This window comes from Sphingopyxis sp. LARHCG72 (assembly GCF_052871675.1).
The window spans coordinates 17,223-32,553 of the sequence record NZ_JBIXJU010000003.1; the positions used below are offsets into that span (position 1 = coordinate 17,223).

18 protein-coding genes are annotated in these 15,331 nt (G+C 66.5%); 8 read left to right on the top strand and 10 right to left on the bottom strand.

Going from position 1 to position 15,331, the window contains the following annotated elements:
* On the bottom strand, window positions 1-1,089 hold the full coding sequence (pdhA, locus tag ACIPPQ_RS07675) for a pyruvate dehydrogenase (acetyl-transferring) E1 component subunit alpha (RefSeq protein ID WP_446543553.1): 1,089 nt from the start codon (window positions 1,087-1,089) through the stop codon (window positions 1-3).
* Between the two features lie 125 nt (window positions 1,090-1,214).
* A complete protein-coding gene (locus tag ACIPPQ_RS07680) occupies window positions 1,215-1,541 on the bottom strand; it encodes an FtsB family cell division protein (RefSeq protein WP_446543554.1) in 327 nt (108 codons plus the stop codon).
* A 128-nt stretch (window positions 1,542-1,669) separates the two neighbouring features.
* Between ACIPPQ_RS07680 and ACIPPQ_RS07685 the strand changes: the two genes are divergently transcribed.
* Window positions 1,670-3,601, top strand: a complete 1,932-nt coding sequence (locus tag ACIPPQ_RS07685; RefSeq protein ID WP_446543555.1) for a S9 family peptidase — start codon at window positions 1,670-1,672, stop codon at window positions 3,599-3,601.
* A 90-nt stretch (window positions 3,602-3,691) separates the two neighbouring features.
* Here the strand turns inward: ACIPPQ_RS07685 and eno are convergent, their stop codons facing one another.
* Entirely contained in the window at window positions 3,692-4,966 is a 1,275-nt protein-coding gene (eno, locus tag ACIPPQ_RS07690) for a phosphopyruvate hydratase (RefSeq protein ID WP_446543556.1), read from the bottom strand.
* Window positions 4,967-5,171: 205 nt separating this feature from the next.
* Between eno and ACIPPQ_RS07695 the strand changes: the two genes are divergently transcribed.
* The 5 genes from ACIPPQ_RS07695 to ACIPPQ_RS07715 all read left to right on the top strand — a co-directional run bounded on the left by ACIPPQ_RS07695 (window position 5,172) and on the right by ACIPPQ_RS07715 (window position 7,203).
* Window positions 5,172-5,717: a hypothetical protein gene (locus ACIPPQ_RS07695; RefSeq protein WP_446543557.1), complete on the top strand. Its 546-nt coding sequence runs from the start codon at window positions 5,172-5,174 to the stop codon at window positions 5,715-5,717.
* Window positions 5,718-5,724: 7 nt separating this feature from the next.
* A complete protein-coding gene (locus tag ACIPPQ_RS07700) occupies window positions 5,725-6,189 on the top strand; it encodes a phage holin family protein (protein WP_446543558.1) in 465 nt (154 codons plus the stop codon).
* Entirely contained in the window at window positions 6,173-6,565 is a 393-nt protein-coding gene (locus tag ACIPPQ_RS07705) for a hypothetical protein (protein ID WP_446543559.1), read from the top strand. Before ACIPPQ_RS07700 ends, ACIPPQ_RS07705 begins: the two co-directional genes overlap by 17 nt.
* The gene (locus ACIPPQ_RS07710; protein ID WP_446543560.1) at window positions 6,549-6,905 is read left to right on the top strand and encodes a hypothetical protein; all 357 of its coding nucleotides are present in this window, start codon (window positions 6,549-6,551) and stop codon (window positions 6,903-6,905) included. Before ACIPPQ_RS07705 ends, ACIPPQ_RS07710 begins: the two co-directional genes overlap by 17 nt.
* An 82-nt stretch (window positions 6,906-6,987) precedes the next feature.
* Window positions 6,988-7,203, top strand: a complete 216-nt coding sequence (locus ACIPPQ_RS07715) for a DUF4170 domain-containing protein (RefSeq protein ID WP_327450305.1) — start codon at window positions 6,988-6,990, stop codon at window positions 7,201-7,203.
* 35 nt (window positions 7,204-7,238) lie between these two features.
* Here ACIPPQ_RS07715 and ACIPPQ_RS07720 read toward each other — a convergent pair whose 3' ends face one another.
* From ACIPPQ_RS07720 to ACIPPQ_RS07735, 4 genes are all read right to left on the bottom strand, one after another.
* Window positions 7,239-7,517 (bottom strand): ETC complex I subunit, encoded by a 279-nt coding sequence (locus tag ACIPPQ_RS07720; protein ID WP_446543561.1) that lies wholly within the window; start codon window positions 7,515-7,517, stop codon window positions 7,239-7,241.
* Window positions 7,518-7,586: 69 nt separating this feature from the next.
* Window positions 7,587-10,049: an ATP-dependent helicase HrpB gene (hrpB, locus tag ACIPPQ_RS07725; protein WP_446543971.1), complete on the bottom strand. Its 2,463-nt coding sequence runs from the start codon at window positions 10,047-10,049 to the stop codon at window positions 7,587-7,589.
* Window positions 10,049-10,435 (bottom strand): DUF1801 domain-containing protein, encoded by a 387-nt coding sequence (locus ACIPPQ_RS07730; RefSeq protein ID WP_446543562.1) that lies wholly within the window; start codon window positions 10,433-10,435, stop codon window positions 10,049-10,051. The genes hrpB and ACIPPQ_RS07730 overlap by 1 nt, the downstream gene beginning before the upstream one ends.
* A 12-nt stretch (window positions 10,436-10,447) precedes the next feature.
* Window positions 10,448-11,461, bottom strand: coding sequence for a polyprenyl synthetase family protein (locus ACIPPQ_RS07735; RefSeq protein WP_446543563.1), 1,014 nt, complete (start codon window positions 11,459-11,461; stop codon window positions 10,448-10,450).
* 108 nt (window positions 11,462-11,569) lie between these two features.
* Here ACIPPQ_RS07735 and ACIPPQ_RS07740 point away from each other — a divergent pair, with 108 nt between their 5' ends.
* Window positions 11,570-11,857, top strand: a complete 288-nt coding sequence (locus ACIPPQ_RS07740; RefSeq protein WP_446543564.1) for a chorismate mutase — start codon at window positions 11,570-11,572, stop codon at window positions 11,855-11,857.
* Window positions 11,854-12,549: a glutathione S-transferase N-terminal domain-containing protein gene (locus ACIPPQ_RS07745; protein ID WP_446543565.1), complete on the top strand. Its 696-nt coding sequence runs from the start codon at window positions 11,854-11,856 to the stop codon at window positions 12,547-12,549. Before ACIPPQ_RS07740 ends, ACIPPQ_RS07745 begins: the two co-directional genes overlap by 4 nt.
* A gap of 164 nt (window positions 12,550-12,713) precedes the next feature.
* On the opposite strand, the gene ACIPPQ_RS07750 is transcribed toward ACIPPQ_RS07745, so the two are convergent.
* The 3 genes from ACIPPQ_RS07750 to ACIPPQ_RS07760 form a co-directional block, all read right to left on the bottom strand.
* Entirely contained in the window at window positions 12,714-14,018 is a 1,305-nt protein-coding gene (locus tag ACIPPQ_RS07750; RefSeq protein WP_446543972.1) for a sensor histidine kinase, read from the bottom strand.
* Window positions 14,019-14,133: 115 nt separating this feature from the next.
* Window positions 14,134-14,799, bottom strand: coding sequence for a response regulator transcription factor (locus ACIPPQ_RS07755; RefSeq protein WP_327450321.1), 666 nt, complete (start codon window positions 14,797-14,799; stop codon window positions 14,134-14,136).
* Window positions 14,800-14,914: 115 nt separating this feature from the next.
* On the bottom strand, window positions 14,915-15,268 hold the full coding sequence (locus tag ACIPPQ_RS07760; RefSeq protein WP_446543566.1) for a PepSY domain-containing protein: 354 nt from the start codon (window positions 15,266-15,268) through the stop codon (window positions 14,915-14,917).
* Window positions 15,269-15,331: the final 63 nt, after the last annotated feature.

The window sequence follows — 15,331 nt, forward strand, 5'->3', positions numbered from 1 at the left end:
TCAATATTGCTCCACCAGCACGTCGGTATACAGTTCATGAAGTTCGGGTTCGGGCGCGCTTTCCGCAAAGTCGGCCGATTCCGCAACGATCTGACGGATTTCCTTGTCGATATCCTTGATCTTGTCCTCGCCGATCCCGGCCTCTTCCATCAGCTTCTTGAGGTGCTCGATCGCGTCCGACTTGTCGCGCACCGCCTGCACTTCCTCGCGGCTGCGATATTTGGCCGGGTCGGACATCGAGTGGCCGCGATAGCGATAGGTCTTGAGCTCCATCAACACCGGGCCCTTGCCCGCGCGCACCCATTCGAGCGCCGCTTCGGCGGCGCCGCGCACCGCGAGCACGTCCATGCCGTCGACCTGCATGCCGGGGATGCGGAAGCTTTCGCCGCGGCGATAGAGCTGATCCTCCGCCGACGATCGGTTGACCGAGGTCCCCATCGCGTACTGGTTGTTCTCGATCACGAAGATGATCGGCAGCTTCCACAGCTCGGCCATGTTGAAGCTTTCGTAGACCTGCCCCTGGTTCGAGGCGCCGTCGCCGAAATAGGCCATCGCCACCCCGCCGTCGCCGCGATATTTATGCGCGAAGGCGAGGCCGGTGCCGAGCGACACCTGCGCGCCGACGATGCCGTGGCCGCCATAGAATTTATGCTCGACGCTGAACATGTGCATCGAACCGCCCTTGCCGCGCGAAATGCCCGCGGCGCGGCCGGTGAGTTCGGCCATGATGACCTTGGGATCGATGCCGTAAGCGAGCATATGACCATGGTCGCGATAACCGGTGATGACGCTGTCCTTGTCACCGTCAAGCGCCGACTGGAGGCCCACCGCAACGGCTTCCTGACCGATGTAGAGGTGGCAGAAACCGCCGATCAGGCCGAGGCCGTAAAGCTGCCCCGCCTTTTCCTCGAAGCGGCGGATGAGCAGCATTTCGCGATAGAATTTTTCCAGCTCTTCGGGCGTCGCGTCATAGGGAACGGGATCGCGCGGTTGCTCGCGGTTGGTCGCGGCGGCCGGGGTGGAAGCAGTCTTTTTCGGCGCGGCGGATGCGCGCGCGGGAGCTTTGGCCAAGGGAGGTTTCCTTTGCATTTAGCCGTTACGGCAAGGCCCCCTATAGGAGAGCCGCGCCGCACTTGGCAACGCCCACCATCGGCATCGCGCGGACCAAGCTACGTATGCAGCAAAAGGCGCAGTAACGCGGCGCCGAACGGCGCTCAGCGCTTCGCTTCGGGTTCCATCGGGATGATCACCTCGTCCGGGTGATAGGCGCCAAGCTTCTCGCGGACATATTCCTCGGCGAGGTCGGGATCGACGCGCCGGCGGTCGAGCAGGTTGACGCGATTCTGGAGCTCATGCTCCTTCTTCGCCAGCTCGCTCAGCACGACGCGCTTCTTTTCGACCGACTGGCCATATTCGCCCCAGGCGTAAAGCCCGGTCGGCCCGAAGATCGCATAGCCGAGCATCGCCAGCACCGCGATCACTGCGAGCGCCGGACCGGTCGCCCGGCTCATCGATTTGCGGAATTTGTGGCGCTGCGTCATTCCGGCCCTTGAATCACAAGTGATTCCCGGGGTCAAGCGCCGATGCCGCGCTTTTCCACACCATATTCTATTCTGGCCGATCGGGTTTCGCTCTGCCACAGTCCCCCAGTCATTTCCTGGGGGGCCCTATGCGACTGATCTTCACCGCCATCCTGCTTGCCACCACATCACCGCTTGCCGCGCAGGTCGCCTCGCCCGACCGGCCCGTGACCGATCCCGGGTCGATCGTGTCGCCCGCCAACCCTGCGGCGCGCCCGGTGCCGCTCGACGACATCGGCGTCACGCGGTCGCTCTACGACGCCGTGTGGAGCGCCGACGGCAAGACGATCTTCGTCGCCACCGACCTCACCGGCCGCGTCAACATCTGGCGCATGGATGCAGGCGGCAGCTGGCCGGTACAGCTCACCCAGTCGGACGAAGCGCAGGCGGGGCTCGCGACATCGCGCGACGGCCGATGGCTGTATTTCACGCAGGATGCGGGCGGAAACGAATATTATGACGTATACCGCGTGCCGACCAACGGTGGCGCGACCGAAAATCTGACGAACACGCCCGAGCGTAGCGAAAGCGGCTTGCTCGCTGGCCCCGCCGGTGGCCTCGTCGCGCTGTCGACCAAGCTCAAAAGCGAGGGCCAGAGCAACCTCGCGGTGATGGATGCGGCCGGCAAGGTCCGCAACCTCACCGCGGAAAAGGATCCGGCCTTCAGCTGGTCGGCGGTCGCGTGGGTCGACGGCGGCAAGGCGATCATCGCCAACCGCAGCCTCGTCGACAGCTCGGCCAGCGAAATATGGAAGGTCGAGGTGGCCAGCGGCACCGCAACGATGCTGCTCGGAAAGGCGAAGACCATCTATTCGGCGAGCGGCGCGACTCCCGACGGGGCGGTGCTCGCGGTGACGACCGACGAGGGCACCGGCCAGCCGCACGCAGGCGCCTACACCGTCGCCACGAAAAAGTGGCAGTGGCTGCCCAAGACGCCGTGGGAGGAAACGAGCGACATCGTCACCCCCGACGGCAAGGCGATGTTCGTGCGCACGAATAATGACGGGCGCTCGACGCTGTCGCGGGTCGACCTGGCCTCGATGGCGAAGACCGACCTCGCGCTCGATCCCGGCCGCAATTCGATCCCCGGCCTTACCGCCATTTCGCCCGACGGAAAGCGTATGTTCGTCACGCGCAGCGGCGCGGATTCGCCGACGATGCTCTATGCCTATGACCTCGCCGCCAACAAGACGGCAGCGATCGTGCCGCTTGCCATGGCCAGCCTGACGCCGGCGCTGCTCCCCAAATCGCAGGTTGTCACTTACAAGAGTTTCGATGGGACGCTGATCAGCGCAATCGTCACAACGCCGTTCAACCTGACGCGCGACGGCAGAACGCCCGCGATCGTCATGCCGCATGGCGGCCCGACCGGCCAGTCGCAGGACGGCTTCTCGCGCTACGCGACCGCCTTCGCGACACGCGGCTATATCGTGATCCAGCCCAATTTCCGGGGTTCGACCGGATATGGCAAGGCATTCCAGGAAGCGAATTTCAAGGATCTGGGCGGCGGCGACCTCAAGGATACGGTCGCGGCCAAGAATTTCCTCGTCCAGTCAGGCTATGTCGATCCGAAACGCGTCGGCATCTTCGGCGGCTCGTACGGCGGCTTCATGACACTGATGGCGATCGGCCGTACCCCCGACGAGTTTGCCGCTGCGGTGCAATGGTTCGGCATCATCAACTGGCGCACAATGTATCGCGATCAGGACGAGTTTCTGAAAGCCTATCAGCGCACGCTGCTCGGCACGCCCGAAGACAATCCCGACGTATACGACGCCTCGTCGCCGCTTACCTATATGAAGGCCGCCAAGGCACCGTTGCTGAGCCTGCAGGGCGAGAACGACATCCGCGTTCCGCGCGGCCAGGCGCAGGAGGTCGAGGATATATTGAAAGCCAAGGGGAACATCGTCGAGACCGTCTTCTATCCCGCCGAAGGCCACGGCTTCCAGAAGCGCGAGACGCAGCTCGACGCGCTGCGCCGCACGATCGGCTGGTTCGACAAATATCTGAAGGGGGAGTGAGCGCGCGCAGGTTGTGATCCCCGGCCAAAGCCGGGGCGCAGATTTCCCGGCGCGCGGCATGCGGCCCCGGCTTTCGCCGGGGATCACATATCAGGCGAAAATCGACGCCCCCGGATAGCGCGCCATGTCGCCCAGCTCTTCCTCGATGCGGATGAGCTGGTTGTATTTCGCAAGCCGGTCCGAGCGCGCGAGGCTGCCGGTCTTGATCTGACCGCAGTTGGTCGCGACCGCGAGGTCGGCGATCGTCGAATCCTCGGTCTCGCCCGAACGGTGCGACATCACGGCGGTGTAACGCGCGCGGTGGGCCATATCGACCGCATCGAGCGTTTCACTGAGCGTGCCGATCTGGTTGACCTTGACGAGCAGCGAGTTGGCGAGGCCGTCCTTGATGCCCTGTTCGAGGCGCGCCGGGTTGGTCACGAACAGGTCGTCGCCGACGAGCTGGCACTTGTCGCCGACGAGGTCGGTGAGCGCCTTCCAGCCCGTGAAGTCATCTTCGCTCATCCCGTCCTCGATCGACTTGATCGGATAGTCGTTGACGAGCGCGGCGAGATATTCGGCCATCTGTTCGGGGCTCAGCGAAAGGCCTTCGCCGCTGATTTCGTACTTGCCGTTCTTGAAGAATTCGGTCGCGGCGCAATCGAGCGCGAGCACGACGTCGGTGCCGAGCTTGAAGCCCGCCTGGTCGACCGACGCGGCGATGAAGTCCAACGCTGCACGCGTGGAAGCGAGGTTCGGGGCGAAACCGCCCTCGTCGCCGACCGCGGTCGCGAGACCCTTCGCCGAGAGGCCCTTCTTCAGCGTGTGGAAAATCTCGCTGCCCCAGCGCACCGCTTCGGCGATGCTGCCGGCGCCGACGGGCATGATCATGAATTCCTGCACGTCGATCGGGTTGTCGGCATGTTCGCCGCCGTTGATGATGTTCATCATCGGGACGGGAAGCGTGCGCGCCGAGACGCCCCCGACATAACGATAGAGCGGCAGGCCGCGCGCGTCCGCTGCTGCTTTAGCGGCGGCAAGGCTGACGCCGAGGATTGCGTTGGCGCCAAGGCGGCTCTTGTTCGGCGTGCCGTCGAGGTCGATCATCGCCTGGTCGAGTTCGCGCTGGTCCTCGGCATCAAGGCCAATCAGCGCTTCGGCGATATCGCCGTTCACCGCGGCCACGGCTTTCGTCACACCCTTGCCGAGGTAACGGCTCTTGTCGCCGTCGCGCAGCTCGACCGCTTCATGCGCGCCGGTCGAAGCGCCCGAGGGCACCGCGGCGCGGCCGAAGCTGCCGTCTTCGAGCAGGACATCGACTTCGACGGTCGGATTGCCGCGGCTGTCGAGGATTTCGCGGCCGTGGATGTCGATGATGGCGGTCATGGATTTTGTCCTGCTGAAGCCCTGTCGGCAGGGCGGTAGGGAAAGGCGCCCGCCTGTTATCGAGAGGGTGACGTTAGTGCAACCGCTGCATAGGAATTTTGCGGAGGGATGGAACCATTCGGCTCGCCTTGCTATATATTCAGGCAGGACCAAAGGGGACGTTCGCTGATGCGGCGCCCGACAAAAGAAGAAGAGGACAACGCCGATGGCCAAAGCCGCTACTCCCGCGACGAAGAAAGTTGCCGCTCCCCGTCCCAAGGCGCCCGCAAAGGCCGCCGCCACCAAGGCTGCGCCCGCGCGCAAGCCCGCGACCGTAAAGGCCGCCAAGGATCACCCGATCCGCGACCAGCTCGCCGCGACGCGCGACACGATCAAATCCGAAGCCTCGAAAAAGGCAGCCTCGTTGAAGGACGAAGCGACGACGCTGAAGAATCAGGCGTCGGCCAAGGCGCGCGACGCCGCGACCAAGGGCAAGGACAAGGCCGCCGAAGCCGTCGGCAGCCTCGCCAAGCTGCTCGAGGACAGCGCCGGTACCGTCGACAGCAAGTTCGGCAAGCAATATGGCGACTATGCCCGCTCGGCCGCGACGACCGTCGCCGGCCTTGCGACGACGCTCGACAAGAAGGATCTCGACGAGCTCGCCGCCTCGACCCGCGACATGGTCAAGAAGAACCCGGCGATCGCCGTCGGCGCCGCCACGGTGATCGGTTTCGTGCTCGCCCGTATGCTCAAGGGCAGCTCGAACGATTGACCGGACCTTGTCATCACCCGATCCGAACACCCCCGCGCCCGACGGGCGCCGCTTTGACGGCGTAAGCCACGGCTACGCGCCCGACGGGCGCCCCGAGACCGCACCGCCGGTCCCGCTCGAAAAGATCGTCGGGGATGTCGTCGACAATCTGTCGGCGACCGCGCGGGCGGAACTGGCGCTGCTCGAAGCGCGCGGCGAACTGGCGCTGCACGGCGCCAGCTGGACCGCGGCATGGGGCACGATCGCGGCGTGTGCGGTGGGTATCGCGATGCTGGCGCTCGCCTTCGGGGCGATCCTCGCGCTGGCGCCGCATGTCGGGCCGTTCGTTGCAACGCTGATCGTCGTGGCGATCCTGCTCGCGGTTGCCGGCTTTGCCGGCTGGCGCGCGCAGCACAGCTATGGCGACATTCGCACCGCGCTGCGCCGCGACCTGACGAACGAAGGAATCGATCCCGATGCCGCGGACGCGTAATCGCCTGATCGCCGCCGCGCGCCGCTCGATGCTCCAGCGCGCCGAACTTCATCGCCGCCTCGACGTTGCGAAAGCCGCGCTCAAGCCCGGCGCGCTCGTCGACCGCGGCAAATACCGGATCGGCGAGAAGGTCGACGACGCGGCACATGTGGTGCAGGAGCAGTTTCGCAACAACCGCCTGCCGATCGCGATCGCGGCGGCAGCGGGCATCGCCTGGCTGCTGCGCGAACCGATCAAGGAACATGCGCCGCGGCTGGTGCAGAAAATCCAGGACTTGGCGGCGGACGTCGCCGATCATTTCCGCTCCGCCGACGAACCGGCGGACGAAGACGACGAAATCGAAATATTGGAGGAAGACGATGAAGCCGTTCGGTGAAACCGCGCGCGAGACGCGTGCCAAAGCGAGTGAACTTGCAGAGAAAACCGCGGAAAATGCGCGGCTGACCGCCGAGGCGGCCAAGGCGCGCATCCAGGACGGCTATGGCCGCGCCCGCGCCGCGACCGAGGACCTCGCAGCCAAGGCCAGCGAACAGGCCGGCGTCGCACGCGAAGCCGCCGGCGAAGCGTTCGAAAAGGGCAAGGCGCAGGCCAAGCGCGCGAACAGCAAGCTCAAGGACGTTGCAGAGAAGCAGCCGCTCGCGCTCGTCGCAGGTGCGGCCGCGATCGGCGCCCTGTTCGGATCGCTGCTGCCGAAGGGCCGTAAGGGCGAGGATTGAGCCGCACTTGCCGTAAGGGCCAAGCGCTGGTAGGGGGCGCGGCTTCTCCCCTCCCCAGTGCTAGCCCGCAAGGAAAGCAGCCATGAGCAAATTGCATCTCGTGTTCGGCGGACGCGTCGCCGATCCGCAGGGTCTCGACTTCGTCGACCTGCACAATCTCGACGTCGTCGGCCTGTTCCCCGACTATAAGGCGGCCGAAAAGGCGTGGCGCAGCGCTGCGCAGCGCACCGTCGACGACGCCGAAATGAAATATGTCGTCGTCCACCTGCACAAGCTGTTGCAGCCCGACGCGGAATAATCCGAATTCGACGGCCCTTCGGGGCCGTCTTTTTATCAGCGGAAATTGTCGGCGTAGGCCTGGATCTTCAGGGTACGCACCGGCGTCGGCGTGATCTCCACGTCGATCCCTTCGCGCTCCGCATAGGCGACCGCTTCTTCGCGGCTCGCAAAGCCGAGGCGAAGCTGGCGCTGCGTGTCGCCGCTGCCCGCCCAGCCCATCAGCGGATCGGCCTTGCGCGCCTCGGCGGGGGCGAACTCCAGCACCCAGCGCTGCGTCCCGGCACGCCCCGACTGCATGGCATTCTTGGGCTTCTGGAAAATACGCGCTTTCATCGGGGTCGTCCTGTGTAACCGGGGCCTGTGCCGCCGCCTTAGCGCCAAGCGACGCGTGCGGAAAGAGGGCTATTGCGCATCGCGCCGCGCTTGTGCCGCTTTGGTCATCAAGCTTGGGCGGGCCTTCGCCGGATCGACGGGCCAGTTGTGCTTGGGATAGCGCCCGCGCATCTCACGCGCGACGTCGTGCCAGCTTCCGCCCCAGAAGGACGCGAGGTCGCGCGTCGTCTGGATCGGCCGGTGCGCGGGAGAGGTCAACGCGAGCACCAGCGGTACCGGCGGATCGCCGATCGTCGGATGGCGTGCGAGTCCGAACAATTCCTGCACGCGCACGCTGACCGTCGGCCCGCCGTCGGCGCCATAGTCGATGGCATGGCGGCTGCCGACGGGCGTCGTATAATCCGCGGGCGCATGTTTTTCGAGCAGCTGCCGCGCCGGCCAGTCGAGCAGCCCCGTGAGCGCGTCGGCCAGCCTGCGATCGCCGATGTCGCGGAGGCCGCGGCACGCGGGGAGCAATGGCTCGAGCCAGATTTCGAGACTGTCGGCGAGCGCGCCGGTCGACAACGTGTCGATACCGGCGAAGGACGCGCGCTGGCGCAGCGCCTGCGACGCAGGCCCCCAGCCGATCAACCCCAGTCCCTTGTCGCGTACCGCGGCCATCCGCACCGAAACGTCATCCCCGGCGTTGTCGCCGCGTCCCGCCTGCCCGCTCGCCAGCGCGATCGCGCCGAGCCGCCGTTCGCGGCGATGGTCGACACGGTCGTTCGCGCTGTCGTAACGGCTCGCCGAATGCTGGACGACGCGCCCTTCGAACAGCGCCTCGATCTCGGCCTGCGCGATCGGCGCCGCGGCGAGGATGCGCACCCCCGCGGCGTGGCCCTGTGCATCGGCGATCGCGAGCCATTCGCTGTTCGCGAGCGGATCGACCGGGTCGATGCGATAGGCGCGGCCGCCGACGCTCAGATATTCGCCGCGCTGTCCGGCGCGCTGGCGGGCGACACGGTCGGGCCAGGCAGTCGCGATCCAGCCGCCGATCGAGCGCGGTGCAAGGTCACCCACCCCCGCCGCCAGTCTTTCGCCGATCGTCGCGAGCCGCCGCGCGAGGCGTCCCGCGCCTTCGGACCGGTCGCCCTTCTGCCCGCGCCAGCGTCCCAGCCGCGCCTCGACATCGACGCCGCGCCCGCCGAGGCCGGGTTCGGTAAGCAAGACCGCGAGCCGCCCCGCCATCTCTGCCTCCCCCGCGCGCGCTGCGTCGAGCAGCATATGCGCAAGCGGCACCGGCAACGGGATCGCCGCAAGCGCCTTGCCGTGCGCGGTGATGCGGCCATCGTCGGCGAGCGCGCCGATCGCCTGCAATCGCGTCTTCGCTTCCGCAATCGCCGCGGGCGACGGCGGGTCGAGCCAGCCCAATTGGCGCGGGTCGATGATGCCCCAGCTCGCACAGTCGAGCACGACGGGCATCAGGTCATTCTCGTGAATTTCGGGCGGATCGAAGGGCGGCATGCCCGCAGTCGCCGCGGCTTCCCACAATCGATAGGCGACCCCTGGTCCCTGCCGCGCCGCGCGCCCCGCGCGCTGCGTCGCCGACGCCTGGCTCGCGCGTTCGGTGACGAGGCGGGCGATCCCCGCCGCCTTGTCGAAACGCGGGCGGCGCGACAGCCCGGCGTCGATGACGATGCGCACGCCGTCGATCGTCAGGCTGGTCTCGGCGATGCTCGTCGCGAGGATGAGTTTGCGCCGCCCGTCGGGGTCGCGGACGAGCGCCTTGCGCTGCAGCGCCGGATCGATCTGGCCGTGCAGCCGGTGGACCGCGAGCGGCAGGCGCGAATCCTCGACCGCGGTCGCGGCGCGTTCGATGTCGGCGGCGCCGGGCAGGAAGGCGAGCATGTCGCCCTCGGGCTCGTCGGTCAGTGTCTGCCGCACCGCGCCCAGCACCGACGCTTCGAGCCGGTCCTCGGCGCGGCGCCCGATATGGCGCAAATCGAGCGGCCAGATCTTGCCCTCGCTTTTTACGACGGGCGCGTCGCCGAGCAACGCCCCGAAGCGCGCGCCGTCGAGCGTCGCCGACATCGCGACGAGGCGGAGGTCGTCGCGGAGGCCCTGCTGCGCGTCGATCGCTAGCGCGAGCGCAAAATCGCCGTCGAGGCTACGTTCGTGGACTTCGTCGAACAGCACCGCCGACACGCCCGACAGTTCGGGGTCGGCGAGGATGCGGTTGCGGAACAGGCCGGGGGTCATCACCAGCAGCCGCGTCGCCGCCGACTGCCTGCTGTCGAGGCGCGTCGCATAGCCGACCGTGCCGCCGACCGCCTCGCCCATTTCCTCGGCGACCCGCTCGGCTGCGCCGCGTGCAGCGAGGCGGCGGGGCGAAAGCAGCCACACCGCGCCCTTGCACCATGGCTGTTTCAATATTTCGGGCGCGACGCGTGTCGTCTTGCCCGCGCCCGGCGGCGCGACGACCACGGCGTTGGGCTTCAGCAGCAGCGCCGCCATGATATCGGGCAGCACGGCATCGATCGGCAGCGGCTGCATCATGTCCGCGCCGCGGGATTGCCCAGTTCGATGTTGAGGCGAAAGGCTTCGGCGGCCAGGCGCGACACCTCGCCGGCCGTCACTTCGGTCGCCTCGGTCATGACCAGATTGCCGAGTTCATATTTGCCGCTCGCCTTGATGCGCGGGTCGACCTCGCGCAGCCTTTTGCCGCGCCAGAAGCCGAGCAGCACGCGATGCTCTTCGGCGCGGATCAGGATGCACGGACCGTTCGCCATGAAGACGAGGTTGGTCCATTTGATCGTCTCGTCGAAGCGTGCGGCCGCCAGGATCGCGGCGCGCATCATCTCGCAGCGTTCGCGCTGCCAGCCCGAAAGCGCGGCGATATAGGCGTCAGGGCTCTCGGCGGCCGGACCCATCATCGCCATGGCCCGTTCCCCTCAATAGGCGCGCGCGACCGCAAAGGCGACCGCTTCGGTCAATGCCGACTTTGCCTGGCTCGCGCGAAATCCGCCGATCGCGTCGACCGCGCGCTGGCCATAGTGGCGCGCGCGCGCCAGCGTGTCGGCGATCGTGTCATGCTTGTGGAGCAGCGAGGTCGCATAGGCGAGATCCTCGTCCGACGTGCGGTGCCCGACGATCGCCTGCTTCCAGAAGTCGCGTTCTTCGGAACTGCCGCGCGCATAGGCGAGGATGACGGGCAGCGTGACCTTGCCGTCGCGGAAATCGTCGCCGACGCCCTTGCCCATCGTTTCGGCGTCCGAGACATAGTCGATCGCGTCGTCGACGAGCTGGAACGCGATGCCGAGGTTGCGGCCATAAGCGTCGAGCGCGGCTTCGGTCGCGTCGTCGCGCTCGGCGACGACCGCGGCGATCTTGCACGCCGCGGCGAACAGCTCGGCGGTCTTGGCGTTGATGATCGCGAGATACTGGTCCTCGCTCGTCTCGATCCGGCGCTGCGCGGAGAGCTGGTTGACCTCACCCTCCGCGATCACCGCCGAAGCGCGCGACAGGATCTTGAGCACCTTGAGCGAGCCGTCCTCGACCATCACCTCGAACGCGCGGCTGAACAGGAAATCGCCGACGAGCACCGAGGCGCTGTTACCCCAGATGATGTTCGCGGTCTTGCGGCCGCGGCGCAGGTCCGATTTGTCGACGACATCGTCGTGGAGCAAGGTCGCGGTGTGGATGAACTCGACCGCGGCGGCGAGCTTGCAATGGCGGCGGCCCGGATAATCGAGCAGCTTGCCGCACGCGAGCGTCAGCATCGGGCGCATCCGCTTGCCCCCGCCCGCGATCAGGTGGCCGGCGAGCTCGGGGATCAGCGGCACTTCGGACTGCATCCGGTCGAGGATGACCGCATTCACCTCGTTCATGTCGGCGGCGACGAGCGCCATCATCGGGTCGAGCGAGGGCGGCCGGTCGCCGTGGAGCTGATGAATTTCCGCAGTCATAATGCGGCGAGCCTTGGCGCCGTGCCCACGATTTTGCAACGACTTTCGGCTTGCTTTGAGGCCCCGCCCGGTGCCAAGCGTGCCGGGCACAAGAGGAGCCGCGCACCCATGGACGACCAACTGAGCCGCTTTCGCCAGAGCATCGACAATATCGACGCGGCGCTCGTCTATATGCTCGCCGAACGGTTCAAGGTGACCAAGGCGGTCGGCGAGCTCAAGGCGCGCGAAGGCCTGCCCCCCGCCGATCCGGGCCGCGAGGAATGGCAGATCGAACGGCTGCGCGAACTCGCCCGCGACGCCGACCTCGACCCCGATTTCACCGAGAAATTCCTGCGCTTCATCATCAACGAGGTGATCCGCCACCACCAGCAAGCGAAGCGCGAGCAGGGCGCATGACCGCGGCCCACCCCATTTTCGCGCGCTGGCCCGCGCAGCACCCGGACCGCCTCCAGCTTTTCTCCGCCCCGACGCCCAACGGCGTGAAGGTCGGGATCATGCTCGAGGAAACCGGCCTTCCCTATGAAGCGCACCGGATCGACATCATGGCGAACGAAAGCCATGACCCCGCCTTCCTCGCGCTCAACCCCAATGGCAAGATTCCGGCGATCTACGATCCGGAAGGGCCGAACGGCAAACCGCTCGCCTTGTTCGAATCGGGCGCGATCCTGATCTATCTCGCCGACAAGAGCGGCCAGTTCCTGCCCTCCGATCCGAACGCGCGTTACGAGACGATCCAGTGGGTGATGTGGCAGATGGGCGGCGTCGGCCCGATGTTCGGCCAGCTCGGCTTCTTCCACAAATTCGCTGGCCGCGACTATGAGGACAAGCGCCCGCGCGACCGCTACGCGGCGGAGTCCGCACGCCTGCTCGGCGTGCTCGATGCGCGGCTGGCGGAACGCGAATGGGTGATGGGCGAAGATTACAGCATCGCCGACATTTCGCTTCTCGGCTGGGTGCGCAACCTGATCGGTTTTTACGACGCGCGCGAGATCGTCGGCTTCGACCGCTTTGCCCATGTCCAGCGCTGGCTCGATGCCGGGCTGGCGCGACCGGCTGTGCAGCGCGGGCTGGAAGTGACGGCGGCGTAAGAGCGATGGGCAATGTTCGACCAGTTGCACCCCTATCCATCATCGTCACGCCGGACTTGATCCGGGGTCCACGACGACAGTGCGGCTATGGATCCCGGATCAGGTCCGGGATGACGAAAGAAGGCTCGCGAACCGCCGCGTCCCACCGATAACGGTCTTCCGGCTTAGCCAGCCGGCAACCTGAGCCGCACGAGCAATCCGCCCAGATCCTCGCTCTCTTCGAGCGCGATGCTGCCGCCATAGATTTCGGCGACGTCGCGAACAATCGCGAGCCCCAGCCCGGTACCGGGCTTGCCGCTGTCGAGGCGCACGCCGCGATCGATGACGCGGTCGCGGTCGGCGGGCGAAATGCCTGCTCCATCGTCCTCGATCAGGATCTCCGCCATCGCGCCGTCGCGCTGGATCGTCACGAAGACGCTGCCGCCGCCATATTTGGCGGCGTTTTCGAGCAGGTTTCCGACCAGTTCGTCGAGGTCCTGCCGCTCGACGCGCACGACCAGTTCCTTGTCGCCCGCGGCGTCGAGCCGCGCATCGGGATAGAGCGCCGCGACTGCGCGCGACACGCTGCTCACGCTGTCCCACACCACGGCGCGCGCCTGTGCCGCACCGCGCCGCCCGACCGCGCGCGCGCGCGCCAGATGGTGATCGACCTGCCGCTGCATCGTCGCCGCCTCGCGCCGCACCGTTTCGGCCAGCTCCGATGTCGAGCTGGTCGCGCTGTTGACGAGCACGGTGAGCGGGGTCTTGAGCGCATGCGCGAGGTTGCCCGCGTGCAGCCGCGCCTCTTCGGCCTGTTTCTCGTTATGCGCGAGCAGCGCGTTGAGTTCGTCGACCATCGGCTGCACCTCGAGCGGCAGCGGCGCGGTGACACGGCGGTGCTGCCCGCCGCGCATCGCCGCGATCGCCCGCCGGATATGGCGCAGCGGCCACAGGCCATAGAAGGTCTGGAGCGCGGCGAGGATGATGAGGCCGAGGCCGAGCAGCGCGAGGCTGGGGATCAGCGTCTGCCGCACCGCGCCGACCTGTGCATCGAGCGCTTCGCGCGACTGCGCGATCTGGTACCGCCAGTTGGTCTTGCTTCCCGGCAGGATAACATTGCGTTCGAGGATGCGCAGTTCCTCGTCGGGGAACTGGTTGCTGTCATAGGTGTGGATCTGGTTGTCGATATGCGGCACCGGCGCCTTCAACGAGCGTTCCCAAAGCGATCGCGACCGATAGGGCTCCTGATTGCCGCCGCTGATCTGCCAGTAAAGCCCGCTGTAAGGCTCGAGGAAGCGCTGATCGCCGAGCGGCTCGACCAGCCGCACCTCGCCGTCGGGACCGATTTCGGACGAACGGATCATCGCGATCAGCACATATTCGAGGCTCGAATCGAAATTGCGCGTGATCGCCCCGGTCAGCACCCGGTCGAGCGCGAAGCCGCCGCCGATCAGCAGAACCGAAATCCACAGCGCCGCGATCGCGATCATGCGCCGCGCGAGCGAGCCCGTGATACGGCTCGTCAGCGCCGCGGGCTTGATCGCGTCGTCCGCGCCGGTTCCGTCAACGGGTGGGATATCCGCTTCGGCCATGCCGAGCTGGCCCCTAGCCCTGCGGATCGTCGAGCTGGTAGCCGAGACCGCGGATGGTGGTGATGATGTCTGCGCCGAGCTTCTTGCGGATGCGCGTCACGAACACCTCAATCGTGTTCGAATCGCGGTCGAAATCCTGATCGTAGATATGCTCGATCAGCTCGGTACGCGACACGACCTTGCCCTTGTGATGGAGCAGATACGACAGCAATTTATATTCCTGTGCGGTCAGCTTGACCGGCTCGCCGGCGAGCGTGACGCGACCCGACCGCGTGTCGAGCCGCACCGGCCCCGCCGTCAGCTCACTCGACGCATTGCCCGCCGCGCGGCGGATCAGCGCGCGGAGGCGCGCGATAAGCTCTTCGGTCTGGAACGGCTTAGCAAGATAATCGTCGGCGCCGGCATCGAGCCCCGCCACCTTGTCGGACCAGCTGTCGCGCGCGGTCAGGACGAGCACCGGGAAATTGCGCTTTTCGCGGCGCCAGCGGTCGAGCACCGTCAGCCCGTCGATTTCGGGCAGGCCGAGGTCGAGGATCGCGGCGTCGTAATTTTCGGTCGAGCCGAGGAAATGGCCGTCCTCGCCGTCGGTCGCGAGGTCGACGGCATAGCCCGCCCCCTCCAGCGTCGCCTTGAGCTGCGGTCCCAGCGTGGGTTCGTCTTCGACAATCAAAATCCGCATTCAGGCGCCTTTCCGTTGCGCGCCGGACAGGGCCGGCCGCATGTTTCGACTGTGTATCAAGTCCGGACGATCATCGCAAAATCTCGTTGCGACGAAAGTCCGGTTCACGGGAATGTCAGGGTTTGCGTCCGACGATCCGGCCGGTGCGGGCGTCGACATAGACGACGACCACCTGGTTGCCGTCCATGAATTTCAGCGCATAGATCATCCGGCCCGCGTCGAACTGCGGCCCGCCGAGATAGGTCATCTCGCTGTACGGGGGACGCGAGCGGATGTCGGCGACCAGCCGGTTGAGCGGGATCACCTGCCCCTGCGCGGCGGCTTCGCGGAGATTGTCCTGGTCGCGGTCGCCGCGGGCGGCCGCAGGCGCGGCGACGAGCAGCGCGGCGGTCAAAGCAAAGATGGTCGTGCGGATCATGGTCGAACGATAGGCCCTGCGCATTGAATAGCCGATGAATAGCCGGGTCAACCTTTGTTTATCCAGCCCCCGCCTTTGCCCATAACGCCTGGCGAGCGCGATGCATCCAATTTT

What these genes read in the sequence shown, in the direction of transcription:
- pdhA (WP_446543553.1), bottom strand. Translation starts at nt 1,089, where the DNA reads ATGCAAAGGAAACCTCCCTTGGCCAAAGCTCCCGCGCGCGCATCCGCC.
- ACIPPQ_RS07680 (WP_446543554.1), bottom strand. Translation starts at nt 1,541, where the DNA reads ATGACGCAGCGCCACAAATTCCGCAAATCGATGAGCCGGGCGACCGGT.
- ACIPPQ_RS07685 (WP_446543555.1), top strand. Translation starts at nt 1,670, where the DNA reads ATGCGACTGATCTTCACCGCCATCCTGCTTGCCACCACATCACCGCTT.
- eno (WP_446543556.1), bottom strand. Translation starts at nt 4,966, where the DNA reads ATGACCGCCATCATCGACATCCACGGCCGCGAAATCCTCGACAGCCGC.
- ACIPPQ_RS07695 (WP_446543557.1), top strand. Translation starts at nt 5,172, where the DNA reads ATGGCCAAAGCCGCTACTCCCGCGACGAAGAAAGTTGCCGCTCCCCGT.
- ACIPPQ_RS07705 (WP_446543559.1), top strand. Translation starts at nt 6,173, where the DNA reads ATGCCGCGGACGCGTAATCGCCTGATCGCCGCCGCGCGCCGCTCGATG.
- ACIPPQ_RS07710 (WP_446543560.1), top strand. Translation starts at nt 6,549, where the DNA reads ATGAAGCCGTTCGGTGAAACCGCGCGCGAGACGCGTGCCAAAGCGAGT.
- ACIPPQ_RS07715 (WP_327450305.1), top strand. Translation starts at nt 6,988, where the DNA reads ATGAGCAAATTGCATCTCGTGTTCGGCGGACGCGTCGCCGATCCGCAG.
- ACIPPQ_RS07720 (WP_446543561.1), bottom strand. Translation starts at nt 7,517, where the DNA reads ATGAAAGCGCGTATTTTCCAGAAGCCCAAGAATGCCATGCAGTCGGGG.
- hrpB (WP_446543971.1), bottom strand. Translation starts at nt 10,049, where the DNA reads ATGCAGCCGCTGCCGATCGATGCCGTGCTGCCCGATATCATGGCGGCG.
- ACIPPQ_RS07730 (WP_446543562.1), bottom strand. Translation starts at nt 10,435, where the DNA reads ATGGCGATGATGGGTCCGGCCGCCGAGAGCCCTGACGCCTATATCGCC.
- ACIPPQ_RS07735 (WP_446543563.1), bottom strand. Translation starts at nt 11,461, where the DNA reads ATGACTGCGGAAATTCATCAGCTCCACGGCGACCGGCCGCCCTCGCTC.
- ACIPPQ_RS07740 (WP_446543564.1), top strand. Translation starts at nt 11,570, where the DNA reads ATGGACGACCAACTGAGCCGCTTTCGCCAGAGCATCGACAATATCGAC.
- ACIPPQ_RS07745 (WP_446543565.1), top strand. Translation starts at nt 11,854, where the DNA reads ATGACCGCGGCCCACCCCATTTTCGCGCGCTGGCCCGCGCAGCACCCG.
- ACIPPQ_RS07750 (WP_446543972.1), bottom strand. Translation starts at nt 14,018, where the DNA reads ATGATCGCGATCGCGGCGCTGTGGATTTCGGTTCTGCTGATCGGCGGC.
- ACIPPQ_RS07755 (WP_327450321.1), bottom strand. Translation starts at nt 14,799, where the DNA reads ATGCGGATTTTGATTGTCGAAGACGAACCCACGCTGGGACCGCAGCTC.